Origin of the sequence: Streptacidiphilus monticola, assembly GCF_042658505.1 — a bacterium.
Taxonomy (GTDB): Bacteria; Actinomycetota; Actinomycetes; order Streptomycetales; family Streptomycetaceae; genus Streptacidiphilus; species Streptacidiphilus monticola.
In genome coordinates this window covers 23,156-45,452 of record NZ_JBHSQJ010000118.1, presented here as the reverse complement: position 1 = coordinate 45,452, position 22,297 = coordinate 23,156, and the positions used below count along the sequence as shown (strand labels likewise).

The window sequence follows — 22,297 nt, the reverse complement described above, 5'->3', positions numbered from 1 at the left end:
GACCGGGAGCCGTGACGGGCAGCGGCTCGGGCTCGGGCCCCGCCGGCGCGGCGCTCACCGGGTTCGGCCGGCCGCAGGGGCACCGGCCGCCGGGATCGCGGGGCGCCGGCACCCGGCCGACGAGGCGGGCAGCCCGGCGCAGGTGCCGCCGGTGGCGGTCGTGCGCGGCCCGCCGGGAGACGGGAACAGCCGGAAGTCGCTCACGTGCAGTCCTTCCCACAGGTTCGGGGCAGGGGACGCTTCGGCAGCGCCACGCTAACCGCGGCCCGCGCGGTCGGCACCTCGAGCGGAGGGGCTGTCAAGGGCCGCCCGGCCTGCGGCAGTTGAGCGACGGTCAGGCCGGTGGGCCGCGGCCCCGGCGGCGGGCCCCCGGAACACCCAGGACCGGTAGGACACGAAGCGGAACGCGGTCCCCAGCACCAGGCCCAGGAGTTTGAAGGCGTTGTCCGCCAATCGGGTGTCCGCGCCCAGGCCGTAGTGGCCGAGCGCGAGGACACCGTTCTCGATCAGCAGTCCGACGCAGCTGAACGCCAGGAAGCGAAGGAAGACGCCTCTGGTGCCGTCCGTCACCCGTCCGCGGTACGTCCACCAGCGGTTGCCGACATAGGTGACCAGGACTCCGGCCAGGGTGGCCAGCATGCCCGCGGACACCACGCCAAGGCCGGACCAGGGCCGGTTGAGCAGGTTGAAGCCGAGCATGTTGGTCGCCAGTCCGCACAGGCCCACGGTCACGAACCGTCCGGCTTCCGGACCGAGCGCGCGCAGGCGTCCCCCCGGTCCGAGGCGGTCGGCGCTCGTGACGGGGCGGACGCTGTGGGGCGGCCGCGACCGCCGGGAGTGCACCACGGGTCCTTTCTCGCACCACCCCGCCGGCCCGGCACCCGGGGGACGTCGGATGGCGCCGGGGACGGTGAGCGGTTTCGATGGCCGGGTGAGCGCGATACACGAGCCCGACGCGTCGGGCAGCGAGCAGGGCGAGCCGAGCGGACCCGGCCCCGAGCCGACTCCCCCGCCGGCCCCGGCGTCCTGGTGGGGACGCCGACGGGCCGCCCGCCGGGCCCGCCGGCTGACGGAGAGTCACCGGCGCACGGTGGTGCGGCGGGTGCTGCGCGGCGTCCTCGCGGTGGTACTGGTGTGCTGCCTGTGGGTCGGCTGGTCCGTCTACGGCGCCCTGGCGGCGCCGGGCACCGACAGCACCTCGGCCCGGCTGGCCGAGTGGGGCCGCGACCACGGCCTGGACTGGGCCGTGAACTGGCTTGAGGTGCAGACGTATTCACCGCCCGCCGCCGGGGGCGCGGTACCTCCGGACGCGCTGGCCCGGATGCGGGCCGCCCAGCGGCAGCAGTCCGCGGCACGTTCCGCCGTTCGGCTGCACGCGCCGATCCGGCCGCTGGTCAGCCCAGCGCTGCCGGGCGAGGGCGACTTCGTTCCGCTCGTGGAGGAGCACGGCGAGCCCGTCGTGCAGAGCGCCACCATGCGACCGGACACGCAGTACACCTCGTTCCCGGTCGGCGTGGTGTGGATGAAGCAGCGCGCGCTGACCTTTCAGCTCCACCCGGGGTTCCAGGAGCCCGGCGGCCGCTGGGCGGTCCCGGACAGCATCGGTCCCGGCCACCGGCGCGGGCTGGTCGCCACCTACAACGGCGGCTTCAAGGTGAGCAACGGCGACTCCCACGGCGGCTTCTACCTCGACGGCAGGACGGCCCGGTCGCTGCGCGACGGCGCCGCGTCCGAAGTGTTCTACCGCGACGGCTCGTTGCGGATCGGCCTGTGGGGGCGCGACGTGCGGATGACGCCGGACGTCGTCGGTGTGCGGCAGTGCCTGGCGCTGCTGGTCGACGACGGCCGGATCACCCCCCAGGTCACGACCGGCGGCACCGCGGTCTGGGGGGCCACCGACAAGGGCATGCCCTTCGTGGCCCGCTCCGGCGTCGGCATCGACCGCAACGGCGACATCCTCTATGTGGGCGGCCGGGTGCTGTCGGTGCAGACACTGGCGGTGCTGCTGCAGCGGGCGGGAGCGGTCCGCGCCATGATGCTCGACATCAACCTGAGCTGGCCGTCGTTCATCTCCTACGACGGCACGGCGGACCCGGCCGACCCGACGCCGCACAACCTCGTCAACTTCGTTCGCCCGGCGGACCGTTACTACCAGCCGTCGAGCCGCGACTTCGTCGCCGTCTACGCCCGCCCCTGAATGCGGGCGGCCCCGGCATCCCAGGGCGGAGCGGTCAGGCGAACGACGGCGACCGCGCGGCTGCCCACTCCCGCCGGTCCGCCCGGCCCGGCGGACGACCACCGGCGTTCTGCTCGCCGGTTCCCCCGTGGCCGTCTGCGTCGGCGCGACAGCAGCCGGCACGAAAGCGGACGGACCGGCGCGGCGAGCCCGGCGCTCCTGGCGCGGCCGCCGGGGTCGTCCACGGCGGCGCAGCCGCCCAGGGCGGCACCGCCGGGTGCGCGCCCGCCGGGGGCCGCCGCAAGCGCGGGCTCCGCCCCCCGCGTGGGGCATCCACGCGGTGGTCGACGCGACCTACGGCCCGCAGACGGCTCGGTGCCGCTCAGCCCAGGCACAGCGACCGTCAACCACCGCTGGCGGCAGGTCCCTTGACCCTGGGGCGGTTCCGTCGGGTCAGAGCGCGCCGCGCACCCACTGGGTGACGCCCGCGATGTGCACGGTCGCCAGGGAGCGGGCCAGCTCCGTCTCGCCCGCGTCCACGGCGTCCAGGATGGCCTGGTGCTCCGCCACCGTCTGTTCCACGGCGTGCTGCTGGGTCAGGCCGCGCCAGATCCGCGCTCTCGCGCTGCGGGCCGAGAGCGACTCGATCAACGAGGCGAGCAGCGGGTTGCCGGCCGCCTCGGCGATGCGCACGTGGAACCGGATGTCGGAGGCGACCAGTTCGGTCACCGTCGACGCCTCCCCCGCCGCCGCGACGATCTCCCGCAGCTCCGCGATGGCCTCGTCGTCCGCGTGCTGGGCGGCCAGGCCGGTGGCCGCGGGTTCGAGGATGGACCGCACCTGGAAGACCTGGAGCACGTCGTCGTCGCGGTGCAGATCCAGGATGAAGCTCAACGTCTCCAGCAGCAGCGGGGCTTCGAGGCTGGTGACGTAGGTGCCGTCACCCTGCCGCACGTCCAGCACGTTGAGCAGGGAGAGGGCCTTGACGGCCTCCCGCAGCGAGTTGCGGGAGAGCCCGAGCGCGCCGGCCAGGTCGGCCTCCCTGGGCAGCCTGTCCCCCGGAGCCAGCTCGCCGGAGACGATCATCTCCTTGATCTTCTCGATCGCCTCGTCGGTAACCGACACGGTCCCGCCTCCCATTGGTCGGATGTCTGGCGGCCATGCTAGTGCCGTGTCCGGACAGGGCCGGTTCAGCGCGGCCCCGGAGGCCGCCCCGGAGACCGGCCCGGCGCCGCCGGCGGGCCGAACGGCTCGACGACCGGATGGGCGGCGATCCATCCGGGCGGCAGTGGTTCCTGGGCATCGGTCCCGACCGCCCCCGCGGGAGCCCCGGCTCCGGACGGGTCCGCCGACCAGAGCACCGGCCCGGCGGTCACCCCTACGGCCAGCACGACGGCCAGCGCCCGCCACCGGCTCGCTCCGCGCACACGCCTCTCCCTCCGTCGGCCCCTCACGGTCGTTCATACCAGCTGCGCCCCGGCCTCGACCGGGCGGACCGACCGGCGGCGCGGCCGCCGTCAGGCGCGGGTCGCGCTCCGTGCCCACGCCACGAGCGGCACCTGCAGCGGCAGCCGGCCGTACGCGAGCGCACGCTGCGGCAGCGGCCGGTTCCGCCACCGGTACGCCATGGTGACGTTGCCGGGGAACACCGCGACGAAGAAGGCGGCGGCCGCGAGCGCACTGCGCCTGCGCGTCGCGGGGACCAACAGCCCGGCCGCGAGGGCGAGTTCGGCCGCCCCGCTGGCGTAGGTCCAGGCCCGGGGGGTGCCCGGCAGCGCATCCGGGATCAGGTCGTCGAACGGGCGCGGCCGGACGAAGTGCGCGGTTCCCGCCGTCGCCAGCAGGGCGGCGAGGGAGAGGGCGGCCTTGCGCGGCATGGCGACTCCAGGGAGGGCGGCGGTAGTGCCGGTACTTTACCGGCCGGTAGCTTCCCGGCGGCGGTCCGTCGCCACGACTGCGACGACGATCACACCCGGCTCCGCCCCGGTCCCGGATCGGGGCGCCTCGCGGGGTGCGGCGACCCCGGACCTCGCTCAGGCTGTTGCTGTCGTGGTGCGAACGGACGGTGAGAGGAGCCCGGCATGAGCGTGGACGTCGGATCACCGGCCGGGGCCGCCGACACGCACGAGGTGCTGACCGCCTTCCTCGGCCGGCTGGCCCAACTGCTGCTGCGCAACAGCGGCGAGGGCGCCGAACAGGTCGAGAGCGCCGTCCGCACCGCCGCCCGCGCCTTCGGCGCCACCGCCGACCTCGTCGTGCTGCCCGAAGCGGCCTCGGTCGCCGTCAGCTCCCACGGCCGCAACTCCACGGTCAACGTCCGTGCCTTCCCCGAGGTGTTCCGCCTCGACCAACTCGCAGCGCTGAAGCCCCTGTTGGAGGACGTCGAGAACGGCCGCACCACCCTCCGCGAGGCCGACCGGCGGCTCGCGGCCGTCGAGCGGGCGCCCGCCCCCTACCCCTGGTGGCTCAAGTTCGCCGGCATCGTGCTCTTCTGCGTCGGCTTCGCTCCCCTGATGCAGCCCACCTGGTACGAGGTGTGGACCACCGCGGTCCTCGCCTCGATCGGCGGCGGCCTCGCCGTGGCCTCCGAGCGCCTGCCGCGCCTGGCGGCCGTGCTGCCGCTGATCGCCTCGATCACGGTCTCCCTGGTCACCCTGGAGGCCTTCGCGCGCACCCCCGCACACGGCGGCCCGGTGCTGCTGATGCTGCCCGCCCTGTTCTTCTACGTCCCGGGCGACTACCTCAGCGCCGCCACCGCCGAACTGGCCGCCGGCTTCCTGAGCACCGGGGCCGTCCGACTCGTCTACGCCGTCTTCCTGCTGCTCCAGCTCTACGTCGGCGTGGTGATCGGCCTCCTGATCACCGGCCGCTCCCGGCATGCCCTGTTCGACGTCGCGGCGCACGGCGACCTGCCGCGCTGGGCGCTGTTCCTCGCCTGGATCGTCTTCACCGTCGGCACCGTGCTCGCCTTCGCCATGCCCTGGCGCCTGCTGACACGGCTGCTGCTCCTGGTCTACCTGACGGTCGGCGTGCAGACGGCGGCCACCAAGCTGATCGGCGAGGTGGGCGGCACCTTCGTCGGCGCGGTCGTGCTCGGCCTGGCCGCCACGCTGCTGGCGCGACGCCCCGGGCAGCCGCCACGGCTGTTGCTGCTCCTGCCCGGGTTCTTCACCCTCACCGTCGGCTCCCTGGGCATGCGCGGCCTGACCGCGCTGGCCGGCGGCTACGTCATCGCCGGCTTCCAGGACCTGGGCAAGCTGGTGACCATCGTGGTGGCCATCGCCGCCGGCCTCCTGCTCGGCGCGGTCCTCGCCCAGCGCCCGCACGGGCATCACTAGGACCCGGCGACGTCCGGTCCGCGTGTCCGGACGGGCCCCCGAAGGGTGGCCGGATCAGCGCCCCCGTAAGCTGCTGACCGTGACGGACACCTTGACTCCCCAAGAAGCGTTCGAACTGCTGCTGGCCGGCAACCGCAGGTTCACCAGCGGGGTCCCGGACCACCCGAACCAGGACGCCGCCCGCCGCACCGAGGTCGCCCCCGGGCAGAACCCCTTCGCCGTGCTGTTCGGCTGCTCCGACTCCCGCCTGGCCGCCGAGATCATCTTCGACCGCGGTCTGGGCGACCTCTTCGTCGTCCGCACCGCCGGTCATGTGATGGGCCCGGAGGTGATGGGCAGCATCGAGTACGGCGTCAGCATCCTCGGCTGCCCGCTGGTCGTCGTCCTCGGCCACGACTCCTGCGGCGCCGTTGCGGCGGCACGGGCCGCCGTCGCCGACGGCAGCACCGCCGAGGGCTACGTCAGCGACGTGATCGAGAAGGTGACCCCCAGCGTGCTGGCCACCAACGCGGCGGGCCGGACCGAGGACGCGGACTTCATCGCCGCCCAGATAGAGCACACCGTCAACCTGCTCATGGACCGCTCGCGCGTCGTCTCCGACGCGGTGGCGGCGGGCCGCACGGCCGTGGTGGGCCTCGCCTACCGCCTGGTCGACGGCACCGCCCAGCTGGTCACCGCCCGTGGCATCGAGGTGCCCGCCCCGGTCGTCTGACCGGCAGGCGCATCTCGTTCCCGGCCGCCCTTCCTGCGCGTCGCCGCGCGCGAAGCGCCGGGCGGCTCCTTGACGCCACGTCAGCCGCGGCATGCCTGCGGGGCCGTTCCGGCCCCGCGCACGGCTTCCGTCCCTGACGCCAGGTCAGCCCCTGCACGCTCGGCGGGCTGTTCCGCCCACGCCGCAGCCCCCGGCTCAGGCGGGACGCCGGTCCACCGCCCGCCCCGCCGACACCGGGGCCCGCTCCCCGAGCAGCAGCGCGGCGACCGCCCGCGGGGCTTCGCGCATCGCGTCGTGGCCGGTCGGCAGGTCGTGGACCCGCCACGCGGGATCAGCCGCGAGGCGGGCGCGGAGTCCGGCGAACGGCGTCCGGTCCTCCCATCCCGCGCAGTAGACGAACTCCCGTCGCTGCACCCGCTCGAACGCGCCCGAGAGCCGGATCGTCTGCAGGAACGCGGCGAGCGGATGGGGACGCCGGCGCGGATCGCCGCCCTCGGGCGGACGGACGGAGTAGCCGGTGGCCGCGGCCCCGGCCGTGAACAACTGCCGGAAGTGGTCGTTCGCCGCCGACCAGCACGACTCGCCGTCGCGCGGCACGAACGCGTCCAGGTGCACCAGTCGCGAGACCCGGCCGCCCGCGCGGTCGGCGGCCGCGGCGATCACCATTCCGGCGTAACTGTGGCCGACCAGCGTCGCGTCGGTGACGCCCTCGCGGTCCAGGAGCCGCAGGACGTCGTCCGCATGCGTGTCCAGGTTGGCGCCCGCGACCGTCGCGCGGTCGTCGTCCGGCCGCAGACCGGTCAGGGTCAGGGCGTGAACCGCGTGACCGGCACGCTCCAGCAGCGGAACCACCGCCTCGTAGGCCCAGGAGCCCTTCCAGCCGCCGGGTACCAGGACGAACGTCGCCATGTGTCTCTCCTCCTCCTTCGAGCCGCAGCCGTCCCGATGCGGTCGGCGCGAGGCACGACCAGGACCACGGGACATGGCTGAAGTGTCACCGGTCGGCGGCATGGCTTCGTATCGCTACGATCCGCCGGCTCGACCACGCACCGACGCCCGGTACTCCGCTGCCCGCAGTGCCCGCGCTCGTAGGGCCTCCCGGCTCACCCCTGGGAGGTGATCCCCCGACTGCGGCGTGCTCCTAGCGTCGTCGCTGTGTCCCGGCCGACGGTGGGCCGGGGCGGGCGAAAGGAGCACGCCATGGCGGACGACGCCTTCACCGAGATGGGCCCCGTCGACTACCTGGTGGTCGAGTTCCCCGGCAACCGGATGACCGGGGAGGGGCTGCCGCTGCTGATCGACCTCGTGGACCGGGGCATCATCCGCATCCTGGACTTCGCCTTCGTGCGCAAGGACACCGACGGCACGGTCACCGCCATGGAGCTGGCCGACTTCGACGGCGACGGGACCCTCGACCTGGCCGTCTTCCAGGGCGCGTCCTCCGGGCTGGTCGGCGCCGACGACCTGGGCGAGGCCGCCGGGGTCATCGAGCCGGGCAACTCCGCCGGGGTGCTCGTCTACGAGAACACCTGGGCCGGCCCGTTCGCCGCGGCCCTGCGCCGGGGCGGGGCACGTCTGGTCGCGAGCGGCCGCGTGCCGGTGCAGGACCTGCTGCGCTCGCTCGACGAGCTCGACCAACTCGACCAGCTCGACCGGTCCGACACCGGCACGCACGCCGCCTGACCGAATCGACCGAATCGACCGAAAGGAGCGCACGCCATGCCTGGACTGTTGCGCGGAATGGCACGCACCGCCGTGGTCGCCGGCACCGCCACCGCCGTCTCGAACCGGGTCTCCCGCCGACAGGCGGGCCGCTGGGCCGAGCAGGACGCCGCGGCCGCGGCGCAGGCCGCTCCCGCTCCCGCCGCTCCCCCGCCCGCCCCCGCCGGGACGGACATGGACGCGAAGATCGCCCAGCTGCAGCAGTTGGGGCAGCTGCGGGACCAAGGGGTGCTCACCGACGCCGAGTTCGCCGCGCAGAAGCAGCGGATCCTCGCCGGCTGAACCCACACCGAGCACACCGCGCCGCCGACGGCGTGGAAAGGAGCCTGGCCATGTGTCGATGGCTCGCCTACTACGGCTCGCCGATCCTCCTCGACGAGCTCCTCTACAAGCCGGAGCACTCGCTGATCGACCAGAGCCGGCACGCCCGGATGGGCGTCGAGACCCTCAACGGGGACGGGGTGGGCGTGGGCTGGTACCCCGACCTCTCGGGCGCCGACGGCTCCCCGTCCACCCCGGCGCTGTTCCGGTCGACCGGACCGGCGTGGGGGGACATGAACCTGCAGGACCTCGCGGCCCACGTCCGTTCGCCGCTGTTCTTCGCCCACATCCGCGCCTCCACGGGGACGCCGGTGCAGCAGACGAACTGTCATCCCTTCCGGCACGGACGGTGGTTGTGGATGCACAACGGCGCGATCGCCTCCTTCCACGAGCTGAAGCGGGATCTCCTGCTGGCGGTCGAGCCGGCGCTGCTGCCGGACATCCTGGGGTCGACCGACTCGGAGCTGATGTTCCACCTCGCGCTCGGCTTCGGGCTGGAGGAGGACCCTCCGGCGGCCGTCGCCCGCATGATCTGCCAGGTGGAGGAGACGGCCGCCAAGCACGGCGTCCCCGACGCGCTGCAGATGACGGTGGCGACGAGCGACGGGGACCGGATGTGGGTGTTCCGCTACTCGACGGCGCGCCGGTCGCGGACCCTGTTCTTCAGCACCGACGTGGAGACGTTGGGCCGCCTCTACCCCGACGATCCGGTGATGTCGACGCTGGATCCGGAGACCCGGATCGTCGTGTCCGAGCCGCTGGGCCCGAGGGAGGGTGCCTGGAACGAGGTGCCGGAATCCTGCTTCGGGGTGGTGCAGAGCGGCCAGGACGAGCTGCTGCCGCTCCAGCCGTACCTGGCCGCGGCCAGGAGGTGACCCCGTCCCGCCGCGTGGTGGAGCCCGCCCCCGCAGGGCGGGCTCCACCACGTACGCGCACCGACCACACCGCCCGCCGGGGGCGGGTCAGCCGACGGAGTGCAGCAGCAGGACGGCGATGTCATCGGTGCGCGGGCCGGTTGGGGGGACCGTCCGCAGCAGGTCGTCGACCAGTCCGCCCAGTTGTGCTCCGCACGGTCGGGGGTCCCGGTCCAGCTGTCGGGCATGTGCCATCAGTGCCTGGTCGAGGTCGTCGCCCGGGGCTTCCACCAGGCCGTCCGTGTACAGGGCCAGCAGGGTTCCGGCCGGGAACTCCACGGCATCCGCCGGATAGTCGGCGCCCGAGGTCACACCCAGCAGGGGCCCGGGATGGACCTCCAGCACCTGCGCACGTTCTCCGGGCCGCGCCAGCAGCGGGGGAAGGTGGCCTGCACTGGCCAGCAGCGCCTGATGCCGGTCCAGGTCCAGCTGCACACACATGCAGCTGGCGATCAGGTCGGAGTCCAGTTCCAGCAGCAGGCGGTTGGTGCGCGCGAGGATGTCCGCGGGGTTGGCCGTCACGGAGGCGTGCGCGCGGATGGCGGTGCGGATCTGCCCCATGAGGGCGGCCGCTGCCACGTTGTGGCCCTGGACGTCGCCGATCACTGCCGCGGCCGACGTGGGCGACAGTCGGATCAGGTCGTAGAAGTCGCCACCGATGTCCATGCCGCGGGTGGCGGGCAGGTAGCACGCCGCGGTCTCCAGGCCGGGAAGCTCGGCGAGGCCGCGAGGAAGCAGGGCCTCCTGCAGTCCGTGTGCCAGGTCGTACTGCGCGTCGTAGAGGCGGGCCCGCTCAAGAGCCTGCGCGATCAGACCGGCCAGCGAGGTGAGCACGGCTCGCTCGTCGGCGCTGAAAGGATGCGGCCGCTCGAAGGCCACCACGCAGCAGCCCACCCGTTCGTGATGGGTGGTCAGCGGCAGTACGGCCCATGCCTGTTGACCGGTCAGCCGGGCCATGCCCGGATACAGCTGCTCGATGTCCTCCGGGGACCCGAGGAAGAACGGCACCCCCATGGTGGTGGCCTGCGCGGCCGGCGTGAACGTGCTGTTCAGCGGAGCACCGTCCAGTCGGGCCAGCGCCCCCGGCCGGTAGCCCCGATGCCCGGCGACCCTGAGGCGTTCGGCCTCGACCAGGTAGAGCACCAGCCCCTGCGCGTCGAAAGCGGGCACGATCTGATCGGCGACCAGGTCGACGACGTCCCGTACCGTGGCCGCCTCGGTCAGGGCCGTGGCCAGGTGCATCAGCTGGTAGAGGCGTCCGACCCGCGGCGGGCGCGGGCGCGACTCCCGCGCTGGCGGGGGTTCGCCGTTGCGGCTGTCCTCCTGGGGGGTGACGAGCACACTGATTCCGCTGGCGTCGGGGTACAGGCGGAAGTGCAGGTGGGTGTCGGGCGGCCGCACCGCCGCGAACGCCACGGGCTGGCGGCTGATGACCGCGGCGCGGTAGCGATCCTCGTAGAGCGGGTCGTCGAGCCACGGCAGGGACTGCCAGGGCAGCGTGCCCACCAGTTCCTGCTCGCCGCGGCCCAGGAGTTCGGCTGCCCTGGGGCTCACATAGGTGAGCCGGCCCTGCAGGTCGAGCGCCAGGCCGCCCTCCGGCAGCCGGGCGGCGAAGTCGGCCGCGGCCAGCCCCTGGGGTGACGCCCCAGGGCGGAGCGTCGCGTCCGGGAGCACCCGCGGTGCGGCCGGGGGCACGTACCGGTGGGTCCGGGTGTGCTCGGTGATCAGCCGTGCCAGGCGGTCGCAGGTGGAGCTGATGTTGCGCCGCTCGCGGCGGCTCGGACGCTCGGGGTGGACCGCGGGCCACAGCAGCAGGAGCGCTCCCCAGGGCCGTCCCGCGGTGATGGGGGCGGCGGCCAGGACGAACGGGTAGGCACGGCGATGGCCACGCGGGGATAGGAGTCGACCAACTCCTGCTGGCTTCCCACCCACACCATCTCCTGCCGGCGGATGGCGTCGGTCCCGGGGGTGGACACCGCGAGCGGGACCCGCAGCCACGGCGTCAGGAAGTCCACGGGGACGCCGATCAGCACGGCCAGCCGGAACATGTCCGGCTCCGTGTCGCAGAGGTAGACGGCGCCGACGCTCGCCCCAGCTCGCGCACGCACCGGACGAGAGGCTCGTCGAGGTAGGCGGCGCCGGCGCGGTCGCCGTCTGCGGACTCTGTTGCGGGGAGCGGGAGTTCCCCGCCCTGGAAAGCGGTGGGTCGCCGGGTCATCGCTGCGGTCCTCGGATCTCGTCGGGGCCCAGTGCGGTCCACAGCTGCCGGCGCGCCGGTCGGCGGCGCGGCGACAGCTGTGGGAAGCCGGCTGCCGACCGGAAGGCGGGTCGCCAGTCGGTCGGTGCGTTACTTCTGCGTCTGCCCTGCCGTGTCCGTCGTCCGCTCGAGCGGGCCGTGTGCGGTCAGCCCGTAGATGGCCACCACGTCCACCGCGATGATCGTGAGCGACCACAGCGGGTACGAGGGGATGAAGGCCATCTGCGAGAAGGCGTTGAGGACCAGGACGCCGACGCCGGTCCAGCGGGCCCATTCGGCACGGGCCATCAGAATGCCGAAGGCGGCGGCGAGTTGGAGCACGCCCAGGAACAGCATCACCCATCCCCAGGCCCGCAGGTCGCCGAAGACGTAGTGGACGTTGCCGACGAAGACGTGCGACTGGGCGATGGCGGCGATGCCGTCCAGCCCGTTGAAGAACCCGAGCAGCACCAGCAGGACGCCGGCGAAGGTGACCAGCCCGGGGCTGGCGAGGCTCGTTCCGGCGGACCTCGCGGCCGCGAGGTCCGCTTCGTGTCGGGCTGCGGTGGTCATGGTTGCCTCCAGTTCGTGAGCGGCCGGGCCACGAGGGGGCCGGGCCGTGCTCGTGAGGGATGTCAGGCGGCCAGGAGCTTGGACTTGGCCTGCTGGTACTCCTCCTCCGTGAGGTCTCCGTGGTCCTTCAGGTCCACCAGGCGGGCGAGCTGCCCGGCGGTGGTGTCGCCGGCGCCGTCGCCGTGTGCCGCCTCACGGACGTAGGCCCGGAACTGGGACTCCGCCTCCTCAGCCTCCTTGACCTGGCGTTCGGCCATGCCCCGGCCGCGCGCGATCATGTAGACGAAGACTCCGAGGAACGGCAGCACGATCAGGAACACCGACCAGCCGGCCTTGGCCCAGCCGCTCAGGTCCCGGTCGCGGAACAGGTCCATGAAGACCCGGACCAGCAGGAAGATCCACAGGACCCAGAGAAAGATCCACATCGTGGTCAGGAAGATGTTGAGCAGCGGGTAGTTCACGGCGCTCACCTCTCGGTTCGTCTGCGTCCGCCGCGGTGCTGCCGTGGCGGCACGGTCCTACCAAGCACCACTTATCCCGGTCCCGCCTCGTCCGGACACCACCCGGAGCGGGTGATTCAGTGCCCGACCGCCGCCTTGGCCACCACGATGAGCAGGCCGAGGACCAGGTTGACCGAGCCCTCGACGAGGATCTGCCGCGGCGAGGCGCCCGCCCGCCGCGCACCGAGGGTCGCCCACGCCACCTGTTGCGCCACGGCGACGCCGAGCGCGAGCCAGGCGTTCTCCCCCGTCCCCAGCCACGGACTGACCAGGACGGCCAGGGCCGGCAGGGCGGCGGCCTCGACGATGGACCACTCGTGGCGGCCCACCGCGCGCACCTGCCGCCAGCTGACGTCACGCCCGGCCTCGCGCTCGCCGGCGACGCGGGCGTAGACGTGGGCCGCCCAGAAGACGACGCCGGTGACCAGGAGCAGGACGATCAGGGACAGCCGCGGATGCTCCCCGTGCACGCCGGAGGCGGCGATCACGGAGGCGGCCAGCAGGGACCCGTAGACGGCGCCGGCGTAGTCGGTGCGTCCCCTCCGCTCCTCGCCGGCGACGGCGGGCTCGGAGGGGGCCCGCTTGCGGTACGCCGGTCCCGGCACGGTCATGACGCCTCCCGCGGCCCACGCAGTTCGGCGGCCGGTGGGCCGCCCTTCCGCGATGGTCCCCCGCCCCTGCGCACGGCGGCGTCACCCCTCGCAGGTGAGCAGCCATCCGGAGCCCGGCCTCAGCTCCGATCGCGCCGCGGGCGCGCCGCGACTACCGTCGTAGACGTGTCCTCGAGCGGCCCAAGGCTCCGTGGCCTGCCGGCACCGATCCATGGACCTTCCCGACGCGCCGCGGGACGGATGCGGCCGAAGCACCCGGCGGTGGCATGATGGCGCACATCCCTGAGAAGGCCGAGGGTCCCCCCGCATCCCTGTCCGGGCTGCCCAACGGCGATCCCCTGCTCGTCACCCGCCTCCAACCGCCGGTCCTGCCGGGCGAGTTCCTCCGCCGCGACCGCTTGCTGACCCGACTCGACGAAGCGGTGCGGCTACCGGTCACCCTGGTCAACGGACCGGCCGGAGCCGGCAAGACCCTGCTGGTCGCGCACTGGCTCGACTGCGGGCGTCTTCCCGGCCCGGCGGCCTGGCTCACCCTCGAAGCGGGGGACAACCAACCGGGGAACTTCTGGGCCTACGTCCGGGAGGCACTGCGCGGCAGCCTCACCGCCATGCCCGCGGACCTCGGCGTCCCCGCACAGGCCGAGCACGTCGAATCCTCACTGCTCGTCAGGCTGGCGGCGTGGATCAACGAGCAGCAGGAGCCGGCGCTGCTGGTCCTGGACGAGTTCGAGCACATCGACGACCCCGACGTGGTCCAGCAGTTGCACGACCTGGTCCGCCACACCGCGGGCCGGCTGCGGCTGGTGCTGATCAGCCGCACCGAGCCGCCGCTGCCCCTGCACCGCTACCGTGCCGCGGGCGAACTCGCGGAGATCCGCGCCGCCGACCTGGCGCTCAGCTGCCCCGAGACGGGGGCCCTGCTGGAACGCCACGGACTGCGTCCCAGCGAGTCGACCGTCGCCGCGGTCCACCGCACCCTGTCCGGCTGGACTGCGGGCATCCGGCTGCTCGCGCTCGCCGCGCAGGACGCCGAGGACACAGACACCTACCTCAAGCGGATCGACGCCGAGCACGCGGCCGTGTCCGACTTCCTCCTCGCCGAGGTGCTGAACACCCAGCCCCCGGCCACGCAGGACCTGTTGCTGCGCTGCAGCATCCTCAGCCGGATCCATCCCGGCCTGGCCGACGCCCTCACCGGCCGCCGGGACGGGCAACGGATCCTGAGCCGGCTCCACGAGGCCAACGCCTTCACCGAGTACCTGGCCCACGACTGGTACCGGCTCCATCCGATGTTCGCCGGCATCCTGCGGCTCCACCTCAGGGCCGTCGCCCCCGAGTCCTACGAGGAGCTGCACCTGCGTGCCGCCAACTGGCTTGCGGACCACGGCCATTACCAGGAGGCGGTGGAGCACGCCGCCGAGGCCGGGGCCTGGTGGTTCGCCGCACAGGTCCTGGTCGACGAGCTCGCCGTGGGCGAGCTGCTGGCCGGCCGCGACACCTCCCGGTTGCGCCGCCTGTTCACCGGCATGCCGCCGTCCGTGCACACCCCGGCGGCCGAACTGGTCCGTGCGGTCCTGCACTTGGCCGACGGGGACGGCGAGAGCGCGCTGCGCCTGCTGCGGCGCATGGAGGAGCGGCTGCCGTCCGAGGATGTCCCGGTCCAGCTGACCGCCGCACTCGTGCAGGCGGGCGCCGGCCGGCTGCTCGGTTCGGATGTCGTCGCGGACAGCGCCGCCCGCACCGCACACGAGCTGGAGCCGAAGGCCCCGCCGGGTCCGCTGGGCCAGCACCCGGAGCTGCTGTCCCTGGTGGATGCCGACCTCGGGTCGGCGCTGCTGTGGCACGGCCGCCTCGACGAGGCCGGCAAGGCGCTGGACGCGGCCGCGCAGGCACCGCTGTCCCCGTCGACCGCGCGACTGCGCCACGACGCGCAGTGCCGGCTCGCCCTCATCGACTACCTGCACGGCTGGCCGGGCCGGGCGGAACACCGGGTGCGCCAAGCAGACGAGGACGCCGACCGCTTCAGCCTTCCCCTCAGCAGCCGTACCGACGTAAGGGACCTGGTCCTCGCGGCGACCGCCTTGGAACGCGACGAGGTGAAGGCCGCCCAGGCGGCCCTGAACCGCATGGCGCCCAGCGGGTCCGGGCACGGTGATCCCGTCGTCGCCCTAGGCTGCGCGGTCATCCGCGCCAAGCTGCACCTGGCCCTGGGGCGTCCGGAGGCCGCGCTGGCGGTTCTGGAGGAGACCCGGAGCCGCGATCTGGCGGACCGCACCTCCGAGTGGGGCGACGAGCGCCTGGCCGTGACCCAGTCCGCCGCGCAGCTGGCGGCCGGCCGGCCGCAAGCCGCAGCGGCCGAGCTGGAAGGGGTGCAGACCAGGGCTCCGGATTCGGTCGTCACGGCGGCCCAGGTCCGCCTCGCCGCGGACCGCGACGCCGAGAGTTCGGTGCGCGCTCTGCAGGCGCTACAGAGCAACCCGGCCGTCGGCAGCGCCACCCGAACCCGTGCCCTGCTGCTCCTGGCGCAGGCCGATGAGGCCCGCGACGACGCGAACAGCGAGCGCCTCCTGGTGCAGGCGCTGGCCACCGCCCGGGCGGAGCAACTGCGGCGCCCGTTCCGCGAGTCCGCCCGGTGGGTGCGCCACCAACTGCGCCGGCATCCGCGTCTGGCGCAGGGGCATGCGTGGCTCCCCGACGATCTCCTGCCACCCGCCCCGAAGGCCGCGGATCCGGGCGACGACGTGCCGCCAGTCGAGACGCTGACCGCCCGGGAGTGCGCCGTTCTCGTCCGGGCCGGCCGGATGATGTCGACCGAGGAGATCGCCGAGGACCTGTTCGTGTCCGCGAACACGGTCAAGACGCATCTGAAGAGCATCAACCGCAAGCTGGGGACGGCCAACCGCCGCGACGCCGTCCGCCGGGCCCGGCGGCTGCGCCTGCTCGACGAGAGCTGACCTCGGGCGGGTTCACTCGGGCAGTTGGCGCATCTCCGTCACCGTCAGGCCGAGGGCCTGGAACCGGTTCAGCAGACCGTAGAGGTGGGCCTCGTCGACGACGTCGCCGAACAGCACCGTCTGACCGGACACGACCACGCTGTCCAGTTCCGGAAAGCCCTCCCGACGCGTCGTCTCCTGGAGCACGCCGGACACGCGGATCTCGTAGCGCACGAGCCGGCTCCCTTCGCCTCGATGCCGTGTCCAGCGTGTCCCCCGCCAGGCAGCGCCGCATCACCCGCCGCAGGTGACGGTTCGACGGCGCCCACCTCCCCCGAAGACCGGGCGGCGGCGGCCGCGTTCACCCATGCCGGGTGATCCGCCGCCGGGGACGCCCTTCCTACGGTGGCCGCGCAGGCACAGTCCCCGCCCGCCCCAGGAGCGCGCCATGAGCCCTTACCCCCCGATCGCCGACCACGGCGTCGTCGGCGACCTGCAGACCGCGGCCCTCGTCTCGACCAGCGGCGACATCGACTGGTGGTGCACCCCGCGGTTCGACTCCGCCAGCCTGTTCGCCTCCCTGCTCGACCAGGCCAAGGGCGGCCACTGCCGACTCGCCGTGGACCGCGAGGCCGTCCCGGGCGTCCTTGTCAAGCAGCTGTACCTGGCGGACACCGCCGTCGTCGTGACGCGGTTCCTCGCTCCGGAGGGGGTGGCCGAGGTCGTCGACTTCATGCTGCCGGACACCTCGCCGACGCCGAGCGAGCAGCACCAACTGATCCGCGTGGCACGGGTGGTGCGCGGCCGGGTGCCCTTCGTCCTCGAGTGCCGCCCGCGCTTCGACTACGGCCGCGCGCCCCACCGGATCACCGTCGCGGACGAGCGCTCCGCCCGGCTGCAGGGCCCGGAGCAGGAGCTGTGCGTGCAGGCCACCGACCCGGTCGTGCTGCACCCCGACGGCGACGACCTCATCGCCCGGTTCACCCTGGACGCCGGCGAGATGGCGACCGTGGTCCTCACCACGCAGCCGCCGGGCGCCCCGCTGCCCGCCCCGCCCAGCGACGCCGACACCCTCGCGGCCTTCGACCGCTGCCGCCTGTTCTGGTACCGCTGGCTCAAGTCCTCGCGCTACCAGGGACGTTGGACCGAGATCGTGCACCGGTCGGCGATCACGCTCAAGCTGCTCAGCTACCACCCCACCGGGGCCCTGATCGCCGCCGCCACCATGGGCCTGCCCGAACAGGTCGGCGGAGAGCGCAACTGGGACTACCGGTACACCTGGATCCGCGACGCGTCCCTGTCCGTGCACACCCTGATCAGCCTCGGCTTCGAGGACGAGGCCCTGGCCTTCCGCCACTGGGTCCGCGACCGCATCGAGCAGGCCGACGGCGAGGGCGAACCGCTGCAGATCATGTACCGCATCGACGGCGACCCGCATCTGAGCGAGGAGACGCTGGCCGGCTGGGAGGGCTACCTCGGCTCCTACCCCGTGCGCGCCGGGAACGCGGCCGCCGACCAACTGCAGCTCGACATCTACGGCGAGGCCGCCTACGCCTTCGCCACCGGCGACGGCGACATGGGCGCGCTGCGTGGCTGGGACGCGTTCGGCCGGCTCGTGGACTGGCTCGCCGACCACTGGGACCGGCCCGACGAGGGCATCTGGGAGACCCGCGGCGGACGCCAGGACTTCACCTACAGCCGCCTGATGTGCTGGGTGGCCTTCGACCGGGCGATCCGGGTCGCCCAGAAGTACGCCCGCCCAGCGGACCTGGTCCGCTGGACCGCAGCCCGTGACGAGATCCTGCGCCAGGTGGTCCGGCGCGGCTGGAGCGCCAAGCGCGAGGCCTTCGTCCAGCACTACGCCACCGACGTGTTGGACGCCTCGCTGCTGCTCATGCCCAAGGTGGGCTTCCTGTCCCCGACCGACCCGGCGTGGCTGTCCACCCTGGACGCGATGGACGGCGAACTGGTCAGCGACAGCCTCGTCTACCGCTACGACCCGGCCGCCTCCCCGGACGGGCTGGCCGGCTCGGAGGGCACCTTCAACCTGTGCTCCTTCCTCTACGTCGAGGCCCTGGCCCGGGCCGGCCGGGTCCCGCAGGCCCGGTACGCCTTCGACAAGATGCTCACCTACGCCAACCACGTCGGGCTGTTCGCCGAGGAGATCGGTCCCTCGGGTGAGCAACTGGGCAACTTCCCGCAGGCGTTCACCCACCTCGCGCTCATCGACGCCGCCCTCGCCCTCGACGAGGAGATCGAACGCCAGGGCATCGGCTGACGTCCCGTCACCCTGACGCCCCGTCAATCCGACACCCTCGCCCTCGCCCACGTGACCGCCCGCGCGACCCGGAGGACCACCGTGAACGACGACCTGGCCGACACCGGCAAAGCCGCACGCAAGCGCCTTCCCCGCTCGGCACACGGCGAGTGGGCACCCGCCCCGGAGCGCCGCGACCCCGTGGACATCCTGGAGAAGGAGGCCGAGCCGCGGGTGCCCGAACTGATGCCGATCCGCTACGCCCGCATGGCCGGCTCTCTCTTCGCCTTCTACCGCGGCACCCCGGCCGTCATGGCGGCCGACCTGGCCGGCCTGCCCGACTCCGGGCTCACCGTGCAGTTGTGCGGCGACGCCCACCTGTCCAACTTCGGGCTCTTCGCCTCCCCCGAGCGCCGACTCGTGTTCGACCTCAACGACTTCGACGAGACACTGCCCGGCCCGTTCGAGTGGGACGTCAAGCGGCTCGCGGCCAGCTTCGCCGTCGCCTCCCTCGACAACCACGCGGGCGAGCGGACCGCGCGCGACACCGCCGCCGAGGCCGCCCGCAGCTACCGCACCCACCTGCGCGAACTCGCCGGAGCCCCCGAACTCGCCGTCTGGTACGCGCACATCGCCGCCGACGACCTGCTGCAGGAGATCGGCAGCTCCCTGCACCGGGCGCGGGTGCGCCGCACGCTGGACAAGGCCCGCCGCACCGACAGCGGCAAGGCCGTCGCCAAGCTCACCGAGCCGGGCCCCGACGGCACGCCCCGCTTCGTCCACGACCCGCCGATGATCGAGCCGGCCGGGGAGGAGGACCGCACGGTGGTGGAGCAGGTCTTCGCCGACTACCGGGCCAGCCTCCCCCGCGCGCAGGCGCAGTTGCTGGACCGCTTCCGCATCCTCGACGCCGCCCGCAAGGTGGTCGGCGTCGGCAGCGTCGGCACCCGCTGCTTCGTCGTGCTGCTCCAAGGGCGCACCGTCGGCGAGCTGTTCGTGCTCCAGGTCAAGGAGGCCGAACCCTCCGTACTCGCCCCCTATGTGGACGCGCCGGTCGCGCACGAGGGGCAGCGCGTGGTCGAGGGCCAGCACCTGCTGCAGGCCTTCGGCGACATCTTCCTCGGCTGGTCCACCGGACCCGCCGGACGCCACTTCTACTGGCGGCAGCTGCTGGACATGAAGGGCTCCGCCAGCACCGAGGACATGCCCGACCGCCTGATGCTCCAGTACGCCGGCCTGTGCGGGCGGGCCCTGGCCCGCGGCCACGCCCGCTCCGGGAACCGGGCGGCCATCGCCGCCTACCTGGGCGGCGGCACCTCCTTCGACGACGCGATGGCCGCCTTCGCGCTGGCCTACGCCCGGCAGACGCGCGACGACTACGCCGCCTTCACCCAGGCGACCCGGGACGGCCGCCTGCCGGTCACGACATGACCGCGAGGCCCGCAACGCCGCTCGCGGGGAGCACGGCCGCCGCCGCCCGGCCCCCCGTCCGGCGCCGGAACCTGCTGCCCTTCGCCTCGGTGGCACTCGTCCTCCTCGCCCTGTTCAACGGACTCGACGCCATGGCGGCGCTCACGGACTCGCCCGTGATCACCGCCACCCACCGGTACGTCTTCGGCGACCTGCACAGCGCCGGGTGGGCGCTGCTCGCACTCGCCGTCGCCCAAGGCCTGGCCGGCGTCGCCCTGTTGACGGGGAGCACCTGGGCCCGCTGGTTCGCCGGCGTGGTACTCGGCCTCAACGCCTTCACGCAGTTCGCGTTCCTGCCCACCTATCCGGCCTGGTCGTTGACGGTCATCGCCGTCGACCTCGCAGCGCTCTACGCGGTGGTCACCAGCCCGTCGCCCCCTCCCGCCGGGTCGCTCCCGGACGCGGCCCCGGGCGAGCAGGACGCCGTGGTCCCAGACGCATTCCCCTCCGCCGGGAGGCAGCGATGACCAGCACACTCCCCGCCCCCACGGTGGCCGCACGACGGGTCCTGATCCCGCTCGCGCTGGCCCAGTTCATCTGCAGCTTCGCCGGCTCCAGCATGAACGTGATGATCAACGACATGAGCCGGGACCTGGACACCACCGTCCAAGGCATCCAAGTCGCCATCACCGTCTTCCTGTTGGTGATGGCAGCGCTGATGATCCCCGGCGGCAAGCTCACCGACCGCTGGGGCCGCAAGCGCTGCCTGATGGGCGGACTGGCCGTCTACGGGGTCGGCGCCCTGCTCAGCGCGGCCGCCCCCGGCCTGGGCGTCCTCATCCTCGGCAACTCGATCCTCGAAGGCGTCGGCACGGCCCTGCTGATCCCCCCGGTGTACGTGCTCACCACCCTGCTGTTCACCGGAACCGCCGCCCGGGCCCGCGCCTTCGGCGCCATCATGGCCCTGGGCGGGATCGGCGCGGCCGCCGGACCGCTCATCGGCGGGCTGCTCACCACCGCTATCAGCTGGCGGGCCAACTTCGGGTTCCAGGTCCTGGTCATCATCGCCATCCTGTTCCTCACCAGGAGCCTGGAGGACCCGCGCGCGCCGGATCCGCACGCCGTCTTCGACACCGTCGGCGCCGTCCTGTCCGCCGTCGGACTCGTTCTGCTGGTGACCGGCATCCTGGCCGCCGACAACAACACCTGGCTGATGCTCGGCCTGCTGCTGGCCGGAGTCGCCGTGCTGAGCGGCTTCTTCTGGTGGATCCGCAAGCGGGAGCGCACGGGTCGTCAACCCCTGCTCCCCACCAGCCTGTTCCGCAACCGCACCTCGAACCTCGGGCTGGTCACCCAGAACGCCCAGTGGCTCGTGCTCATGGGCGTCTCCTTCACCGTCGGCGCCTATCTGCAGGTCGTCCGCCACTACAGCGCCATCGCCACCGGTGGGGTGTTCACCGCCGCGACGGTCGGCCTCCTCGTCTCGTCGCTCTCCGCCGAGCGTCTGGCCAAGCGCCGCGCCCAGCGCACCCTGATCGTCGCCGGCTTCGCCGTCACCGTGGTCGGCATCGTCGTGCTGCTGCTGCTCGTGCGCGCCTTCAGCAACGTCTGGGCGTTCACCCCCGGGCTGCTGCTCATCGGCCTCGGCATCGGCCTGATGCTCACGCCGTCGGTCAACGTCGTGCAGTCCGCCTTCCCCGACAGCCAGCAGGGCGAGATCTCCGGACTCTCCCGCAGCGTCTCCAACCTCGGGTCCTCCCTGGGCACGGCCATCGCCGGCACCATCCTCGTCTCGGAGCTGACGAAGAACGGCTACGCGGCAGCCATGGCCGCCCTCGCCCTCATCGGCGTGCTGGGCCTCGTGTCGGCACTGCTGCTCCCCCGCGAGACACCGGGGACGACAAGGGCGGCCGAACCCTCGAAGCGCTGACCCTCCCGCCCGCGCCGACCGCGCGGGCTCAGGTCCGACGTGCCCGCGGCTGACGGCTGATCAGCGCCCCGCCGTAGCAGACGAACGCCGCTCCCTTGAGCCACGGCGCGATGACGACCACGACGCAGAGCGCCGTCCACGGATAGTCCCCCACCCGTGACGCAGCAGGGCGCCGGTCTCCACCACGGCGGTGAGGAAGCGGACCAGCACGGCGAGCCAGGCCGGCTGCCGCCACCGGCTCTCCTGCCAGGACCCCACCGGCCGCCCCCCGTATGCGGCATCGACGTTCGGCACCGCCGAGGCGAACGACACCCCGACCAACACCAGGGCGACGCAGCCCACGACTCCCGCCGCGCCCTGAACCTGCGCCTGCGCCGGTCCGGCGCACCACCGCTTCACCGGACGGGCGTGTCGACGGGAAGGCCCGTCCCGTCGGCGATCCACTCGGGGAACCGCCGAGGGAAGGGGTCGAAGTGCCCGGCGACCAGCGGCAGCGGGACCGGCGTCACCAGGGCCGGCGCGGCGAAGGCCACCGACCGCTGCATCAACTCCCGCCGTGTGGAGTCACGCCACAGCTCTCCGGACCCCGCAGCGCGCCGCCCCCGGAATGTCCGGGTGCACATCAGCGCATCCCCGGGCACCGGGCCGAACAGAGCCCGGCGGG

At 73.3% G+C, this 22,297-nt stretch carries 22 protein-coding genes; 11 read left to right on the top strand and 11 right to left on the bottom strand.

All coding sequences use genetic code 11. The features are described from left to right. Nucleotides 1–255: 255 nt before the first annotated feature. Nucleotides 256–732, bottom strand: a complete 477-nt coding sequence (locus ACFP3V_RS24990; RefSeq protein WP_380587671.1) for a GtrA family protein — start codon at nucleotides 730–732, stop codon at nucleotides 256–258. Between the two features lie 199 nt (nucleotides 733–931). On the opposite strand from ACFP3V_RS24990, the gene ACFP3V_RS24985 reads away from it, so the two are divergent. Next, complete coding sequence (locus ACFP3V_RS24985) at nucleotides 932–2,197, top strand: phosphodiester glycosidase family protein (RefSeq protein WP_380587668.1); 1,266 nt, start codon at nucleotides 932–934, stop codon at nucleotides 2,195–2,197. A 432-nt stretch (nucleotides 2,198–2,629) separates the two neighbouring features. Here the strand turns inward: ACFP3V_RS24985 and ACFP3V_RS24980 are convergent, their stop codons facing one another. Both ACFP3V_RS24980 and ACFP3V_RS24975 read right to left on the bottom strand, forming a co-directional pair. After that, nucleotides 2,630–3,301: a FadR/GntR family transcriptional regulator gene (locus ACFP3V_RS24980; protein ID WP_380587665.1), complete on the bottom strand. Its 672-nt coding sequence runs from the start codon at nucleotides 3,299–3,301 to the stop codon at nucleotides 2,630–2,632. Between the two features lie 392 nt (nucleotides 3,302–3,693). Then, on the bottom strand, nucleotides 3,694–4,053 hold the full coding sequence (locus tag ACFP3V_RS24975) for a DoxX family protein (protein WP_380587662.1): 360 nt from the start codon (nucleotides 4,051–4,053) through the stop codon (nucleotides 3,694–3,696). A 204-nt stretch (nucleotides 4,054–4,257) separates the two neighbouring features. Here ACFP3V_RS24975 and ACFP3V_RS24970 point away from each other — a divergent pair, with 204 nt between their 5' ends. Continuing rightward, nucleotides 4,258–5,514 (top strand): threonine/serine exporter family protein, encoded by a 1,257-nt coding sequence (locus tag ACFP3V_RS24970; protein WP_380587659.1) that lies wholly within the window; start codon nucleotides 4,258–4,260, stop codon nucleotides 5,512–5,514. Nucleotides 5,515–5,587: 73 nt separating this feature from the next. Then, nucleotides 5,588–6,226, top strand: a complete 639-nt coding sequence (locus tag ACFP3V_RS24965; protein WP_380587677.1) for a carbonic anhydrase — start codon at nucleotides 5,588–5,590, stop codon at nucleotides 6,224–6,226. A 195-nt stretch (nucleotides 6,227–6,421) separates the two neighbouring features. Here the strand turns inward: ACFP3V_RS24965 and ACFP3V_RS24960 are convergent, their stop codons facing one another. Continuing rightward, nucleotides 6,422–7,135 (bottom strand): alpha/beta fold hydrolase, encoded by a 714-nt coding sequence (locus ACFP3V_RS24960; RefSeq protein ID WP_380587656.1) that lies wholly within the window; start codon nucleotides 7,133–7,135, stop codon nucleotides 6,422–6,424. 291 nt (nucleotides 7,136–7,426) lie between these two features. Between ACFP3V_RS24960 and ACFP3V_RS24955 the strand changes: the two genes are divergently transcribed. Genes ACFP3V_RS24955 through ACFP3V_RS24945 form a run of 3 tightly spaced genes read left to right on the top strand, consistent with a single transcriptional unit; the run spans nucleotide 7,427 to nucleotide 9,144 of the window. Further along, on the top strand, nucleotides 7,427–7,909 hold the full coding sequence (locus tag ACFP3V_RS24955; protein WP_380587653.1) for a DUF6325 family protein: 483 nt from the start codon (nucleotides 7,427–7,429) through the stop codon (nucleotides 7,907–7,909). Nucleotides 7,910–7,945: 36 nt separating this feature from the next. After that, entirely contained in the window at nucleotides 7,946–8,230 is a 285-nt protein-coding gene (locus ACFP3V_RS24950; RefSeq protein ID WP_380587650.1) for an SHOCT domain-containing protein, read from the top strand. A 50-nt stretch (nucleotides 8,231–8,280) separates the two neighbouring features. Beyond that, the gene (locus ACFP3V_RS24945) at nucleotides 8,281–9,144 is read left to right on the top strand and encodes a class II glutamine amidotransferase (RefSeq protein WP_380587647.1); all 864 of its coding nucleotides are present in this window, start codon (nucleotides 8,281–8,283) and stop codon (nucleotides 9,142–9,144) included. An 87-nt stretch (nucleotides 9,145–9,231) separates the two neighbouring features. On the opposite strand, the gene ACFP3V_RS24940 is transcribed toward ACFP3V_RS24945, so the two are convergent. The 4 genes from ACFP3V_RS24940 to ACFP3V_RS24925 form a co-directional block, all read right to left on the bottom strand. Next, on the bottom strand, nucleotides 9,232–11,115 hold the full coding sequence (locus tag ACFP3V_RS24940; RefSeq protein ID WP_380587644.1) for a SpoIIE family protein phosphatase: 1,884 nt from the start codon (nucleotides 11,113–11,115) through the stop codon (nucleotides 9,232–9,234). A gap of 415 nt (nucleotides 11,116–11,530) precedes the next feature. Then, nucleotides 11,531–11,992, bottom strand: coding sequence for a DUF7144 family membrane protein (locus ACFP3V_RS24935; protein WP_380587641.1), 462 nt, complete (start codon nucleotides 11,990–11,992; stop codon nucleotides 11,531–11,533). A gap of 62 nt (nucleotides 11,993–12,054) precedes the next feature. After that, nucleotides 12,055–12,453 carry an SHOCT domain-containing protein gene (locus tag ACFP3V_RS24930; RefSeq protein WP_380587674.1) on the bottom strand — a complete coding sequence of 133 codons (399 nt, stop codon included), beginning with the start codon at nucleotides 12,451–12,453 and terminating at the stop codon, nucleotides 12,055–12,057. 116 nt (nucleotides 12,454–12,569) lie between these two features. Further along, nucleotides 12,570–13,103, bottom strand: coding sequence for a hypothetical protein (locus ACFP3V_RS24925; protein WP_380587638.1), 534 nt, complete (start codon nucleotides 13,101–13,103; stop codon nucleotides 12,570–12,572). Between the two features lie 269 nt (nucleotides 13,104–13,372). On the opposite strand from ACFP3V_RS24925, the gene ACFP3V_RS24920 reads away from it, so the two are divergent. After that, nucleotides 13,373–16,057, top strand: a complete 2,685-nt coding sequence (locus ACFP3V_RS24920; protein ID WP_380587635.1) for a winged helix-turn-helix domain-containing protein — start codon at nucleotides 13,373–13,375, stop codon at nucleotides 16,055–16,057. A gap of 12 nt (nucleotides 16,058–16,069) precedes the next feature. On the opposite strand, the gene ACFP3V_RS24915 is transcribed toward ACFP3V_RS24920, so the two are convergent. Beyond that, nucleotides 16,070–16,270, bottom strand: coding sequence for a hypothetical protein (locus ACFP3V_RS24915; protein WP_380587633.1), 201 nt, complete (start codon nucleotides 16,268–16,270; stop codon nucleotides 16,070–16,072). Between the two features lie 214 nt (nucleotides 16,271–16,484). On the opposite strand from ACFP3V_RS24915, the gene ACFP3V_RS24910 reads away from it, so the two are divergent. From ACFP3V_RS24910 to ACFP3V_RS24895, 4 genes are all read left to right on the top strand, one after another. Then, nucleotides 16,485–18,314, top strand: coding sequence for a glycoside hydrolase family 15 protein (locus ACFP3V_RS24910; protein WP_380587631.1), 1,830 nt, complete (start codon nucleotides 16,485–16,487; stop codon nucleotides 18,312–18,314). 81 nt (nucleotides 18,315–18,395) lie between these two features. Beyond that, nucleotides 18,396–19,724 (top strand): DUF2252 domain-containing protein, encoded by a 1,329-nt coding sequence (locus ACFP3V_RS24905; protein WP_380587628.1) that lies wholly within the window; start codon nucleotides 18,396–18,398, stop codon nucleotides 19,722–19,724. Continuing rightward, nucleotides 19,721–20,230, top strand: coding sequence for a DUF7144 family membrane protein (locus ACFP3V_RS24900; protein WP_380587625.1), 510 nt, complete (start codon nucleotides 19,721–19,723; stop codon nucleotides 20,228–20,230). The genes ACFP3V_RS24905 and ACFP3V_RS24900 overlap by 4 nt, the downstream gene beginning before the upstream one ends. Continuing rightward, nucleotides 20,227–21,633, top strand: a complete 1,407-nt coding sequence (locus tag ACFP3V_RS24895; protein ID WP_380587622.1) for an MFS transporter — start codon at nucleotides 20,227–20,229, stop codon at nucleotides 21,631–21,633. The genes ACFP3V_RS24900 and ACFP3V_RS24895 overlap by 4 nt, the downstream gene beginning before the upstream one ends. A 28-nt stretch (nucleotides 21,634–21,661) precedes the next feature. Here the strand turns inward: ACFP3V_RS24895 and ACFP3V_RS24890 are convergent, their stop codons facing one another. Together ACFP3V_RS24890 and ACFP3V_RS24885 are read right to left on the bottom strand one after the other, a co-directional pair. Then, entirely contained in the window at nucleotides 21,662–21,787 is a 126-nt protein-coding gene (locus ACFP3V_RS24890; protein WP_380587619.1) for a hypothetical protein, read from the bottom strand. A gap of 241 nt (nucleotides 21,788–22,028) precedes the next feature. Beyond that, nucleotides 22,029–22,181, bottom strand: a complete 153-nt coding sequence (locus tag ACFP3V_RS24885; RefSeq protein WP_380587617.1) for a hypothetical protein — start codon at nucleotides 22,179–22,181, stop codon at nucleotides 22,029–22,031. Between the last annotated feature and the right edge of the window lie 116 nt (nucleotides 22,182–22,297).

Excerpts from the sequence above, each read along its gene's own strand:
- ACFP3V_RS24975 (WP_380587662.1), bottom strand. The coding sequence starts at position 4,053 with ATGCCGCGCAAGGCCGCCCTCTCCCTCGCCGCCCTGCTGGCGACGGCG.
- ACFP3V_RS24970 (WP_380587659.1), top strand. The coding sequence starts at position 4,258 with ATGAGCGTGGACGTCGGATCACCGGCCGGGGCCGCCGACACGCACGAG.
- ACFP3V_RS24960 (WP_380587656.1), bottom strand. The coding sequence starts at position 7,135 with ATGGCGACGTTCGTCCTGGTACCCGGCGGCTGGAAGGGCTCCTGGGCC.
- ACFP3V_RS24955 (WP_380587653.1), top strand. The coding sequence starts at position 7,427 with ATGGCGGACGACGCCTTCACCGAGATGGGCCCCGTCGACTACCTGGTG.
- ACFP3V_RS24950 (WP_380587650.1), top strand. The coding sequence starts at position 7,946 with ATGCCTGGACTGTTGCGCGGAATGGCACGCACCGCCGTGGTCGCCGGC.
- ACFP3V_RS24945 (WP_380587647.1), top strand. The coding sequence starts at position 8,281 with ATGTGTCGATGGCTCGCCTACTACGGCTCGCCGATCCTCCTCGACGAG.
- ACFP3V_RS24935 (WP_380587641.1), bottom strand. The coding sequence starts at position 11,992 with ATGACCACCGCAGCCCGACACGAAGCGGACCTCGCGGCCGCGAGGTCC.
- ACFP3V_RS24925 (WP_380587638.1), bottom strand. The coding sequence starts at position 13,103 with ATGACCGTGCCGGGACCGGCGTACCGCAAGCGGGCCCCCTCCGAGCCC.
- ACFP3V_RS24920 (WP_380587635.1), top strand. The coding sequence starts at position 13,373 with ATGGCGCACATCCCTGAGAAGGCCGAGGGTCCCCCCGCATCCCTGTCC.
- ACFP3V_RS24910 (WP_380587631.1), top strand. The coding sequence starts at position 16,485 with ATGAGCCCTTACCCCCCGATCGCCGACCACGGCGTCGTCGGCGACCTG.
- ACFP3V_RS24900 (WP_380587625.1), top strand. The coding sequence starts at position 19,721 with ATGACCGCGAGGCCCGCAACGCCGCTCGCGGGGAGCACGGCCGCCGCC.
- ACFP3V_RS24895 (WP_380587622.1), top strand. The coding sequence starts at position 20,227 with ATGACCAGCACACTCCCCGCCCCCACGGTGGCCGCACGACGGGTCCTG.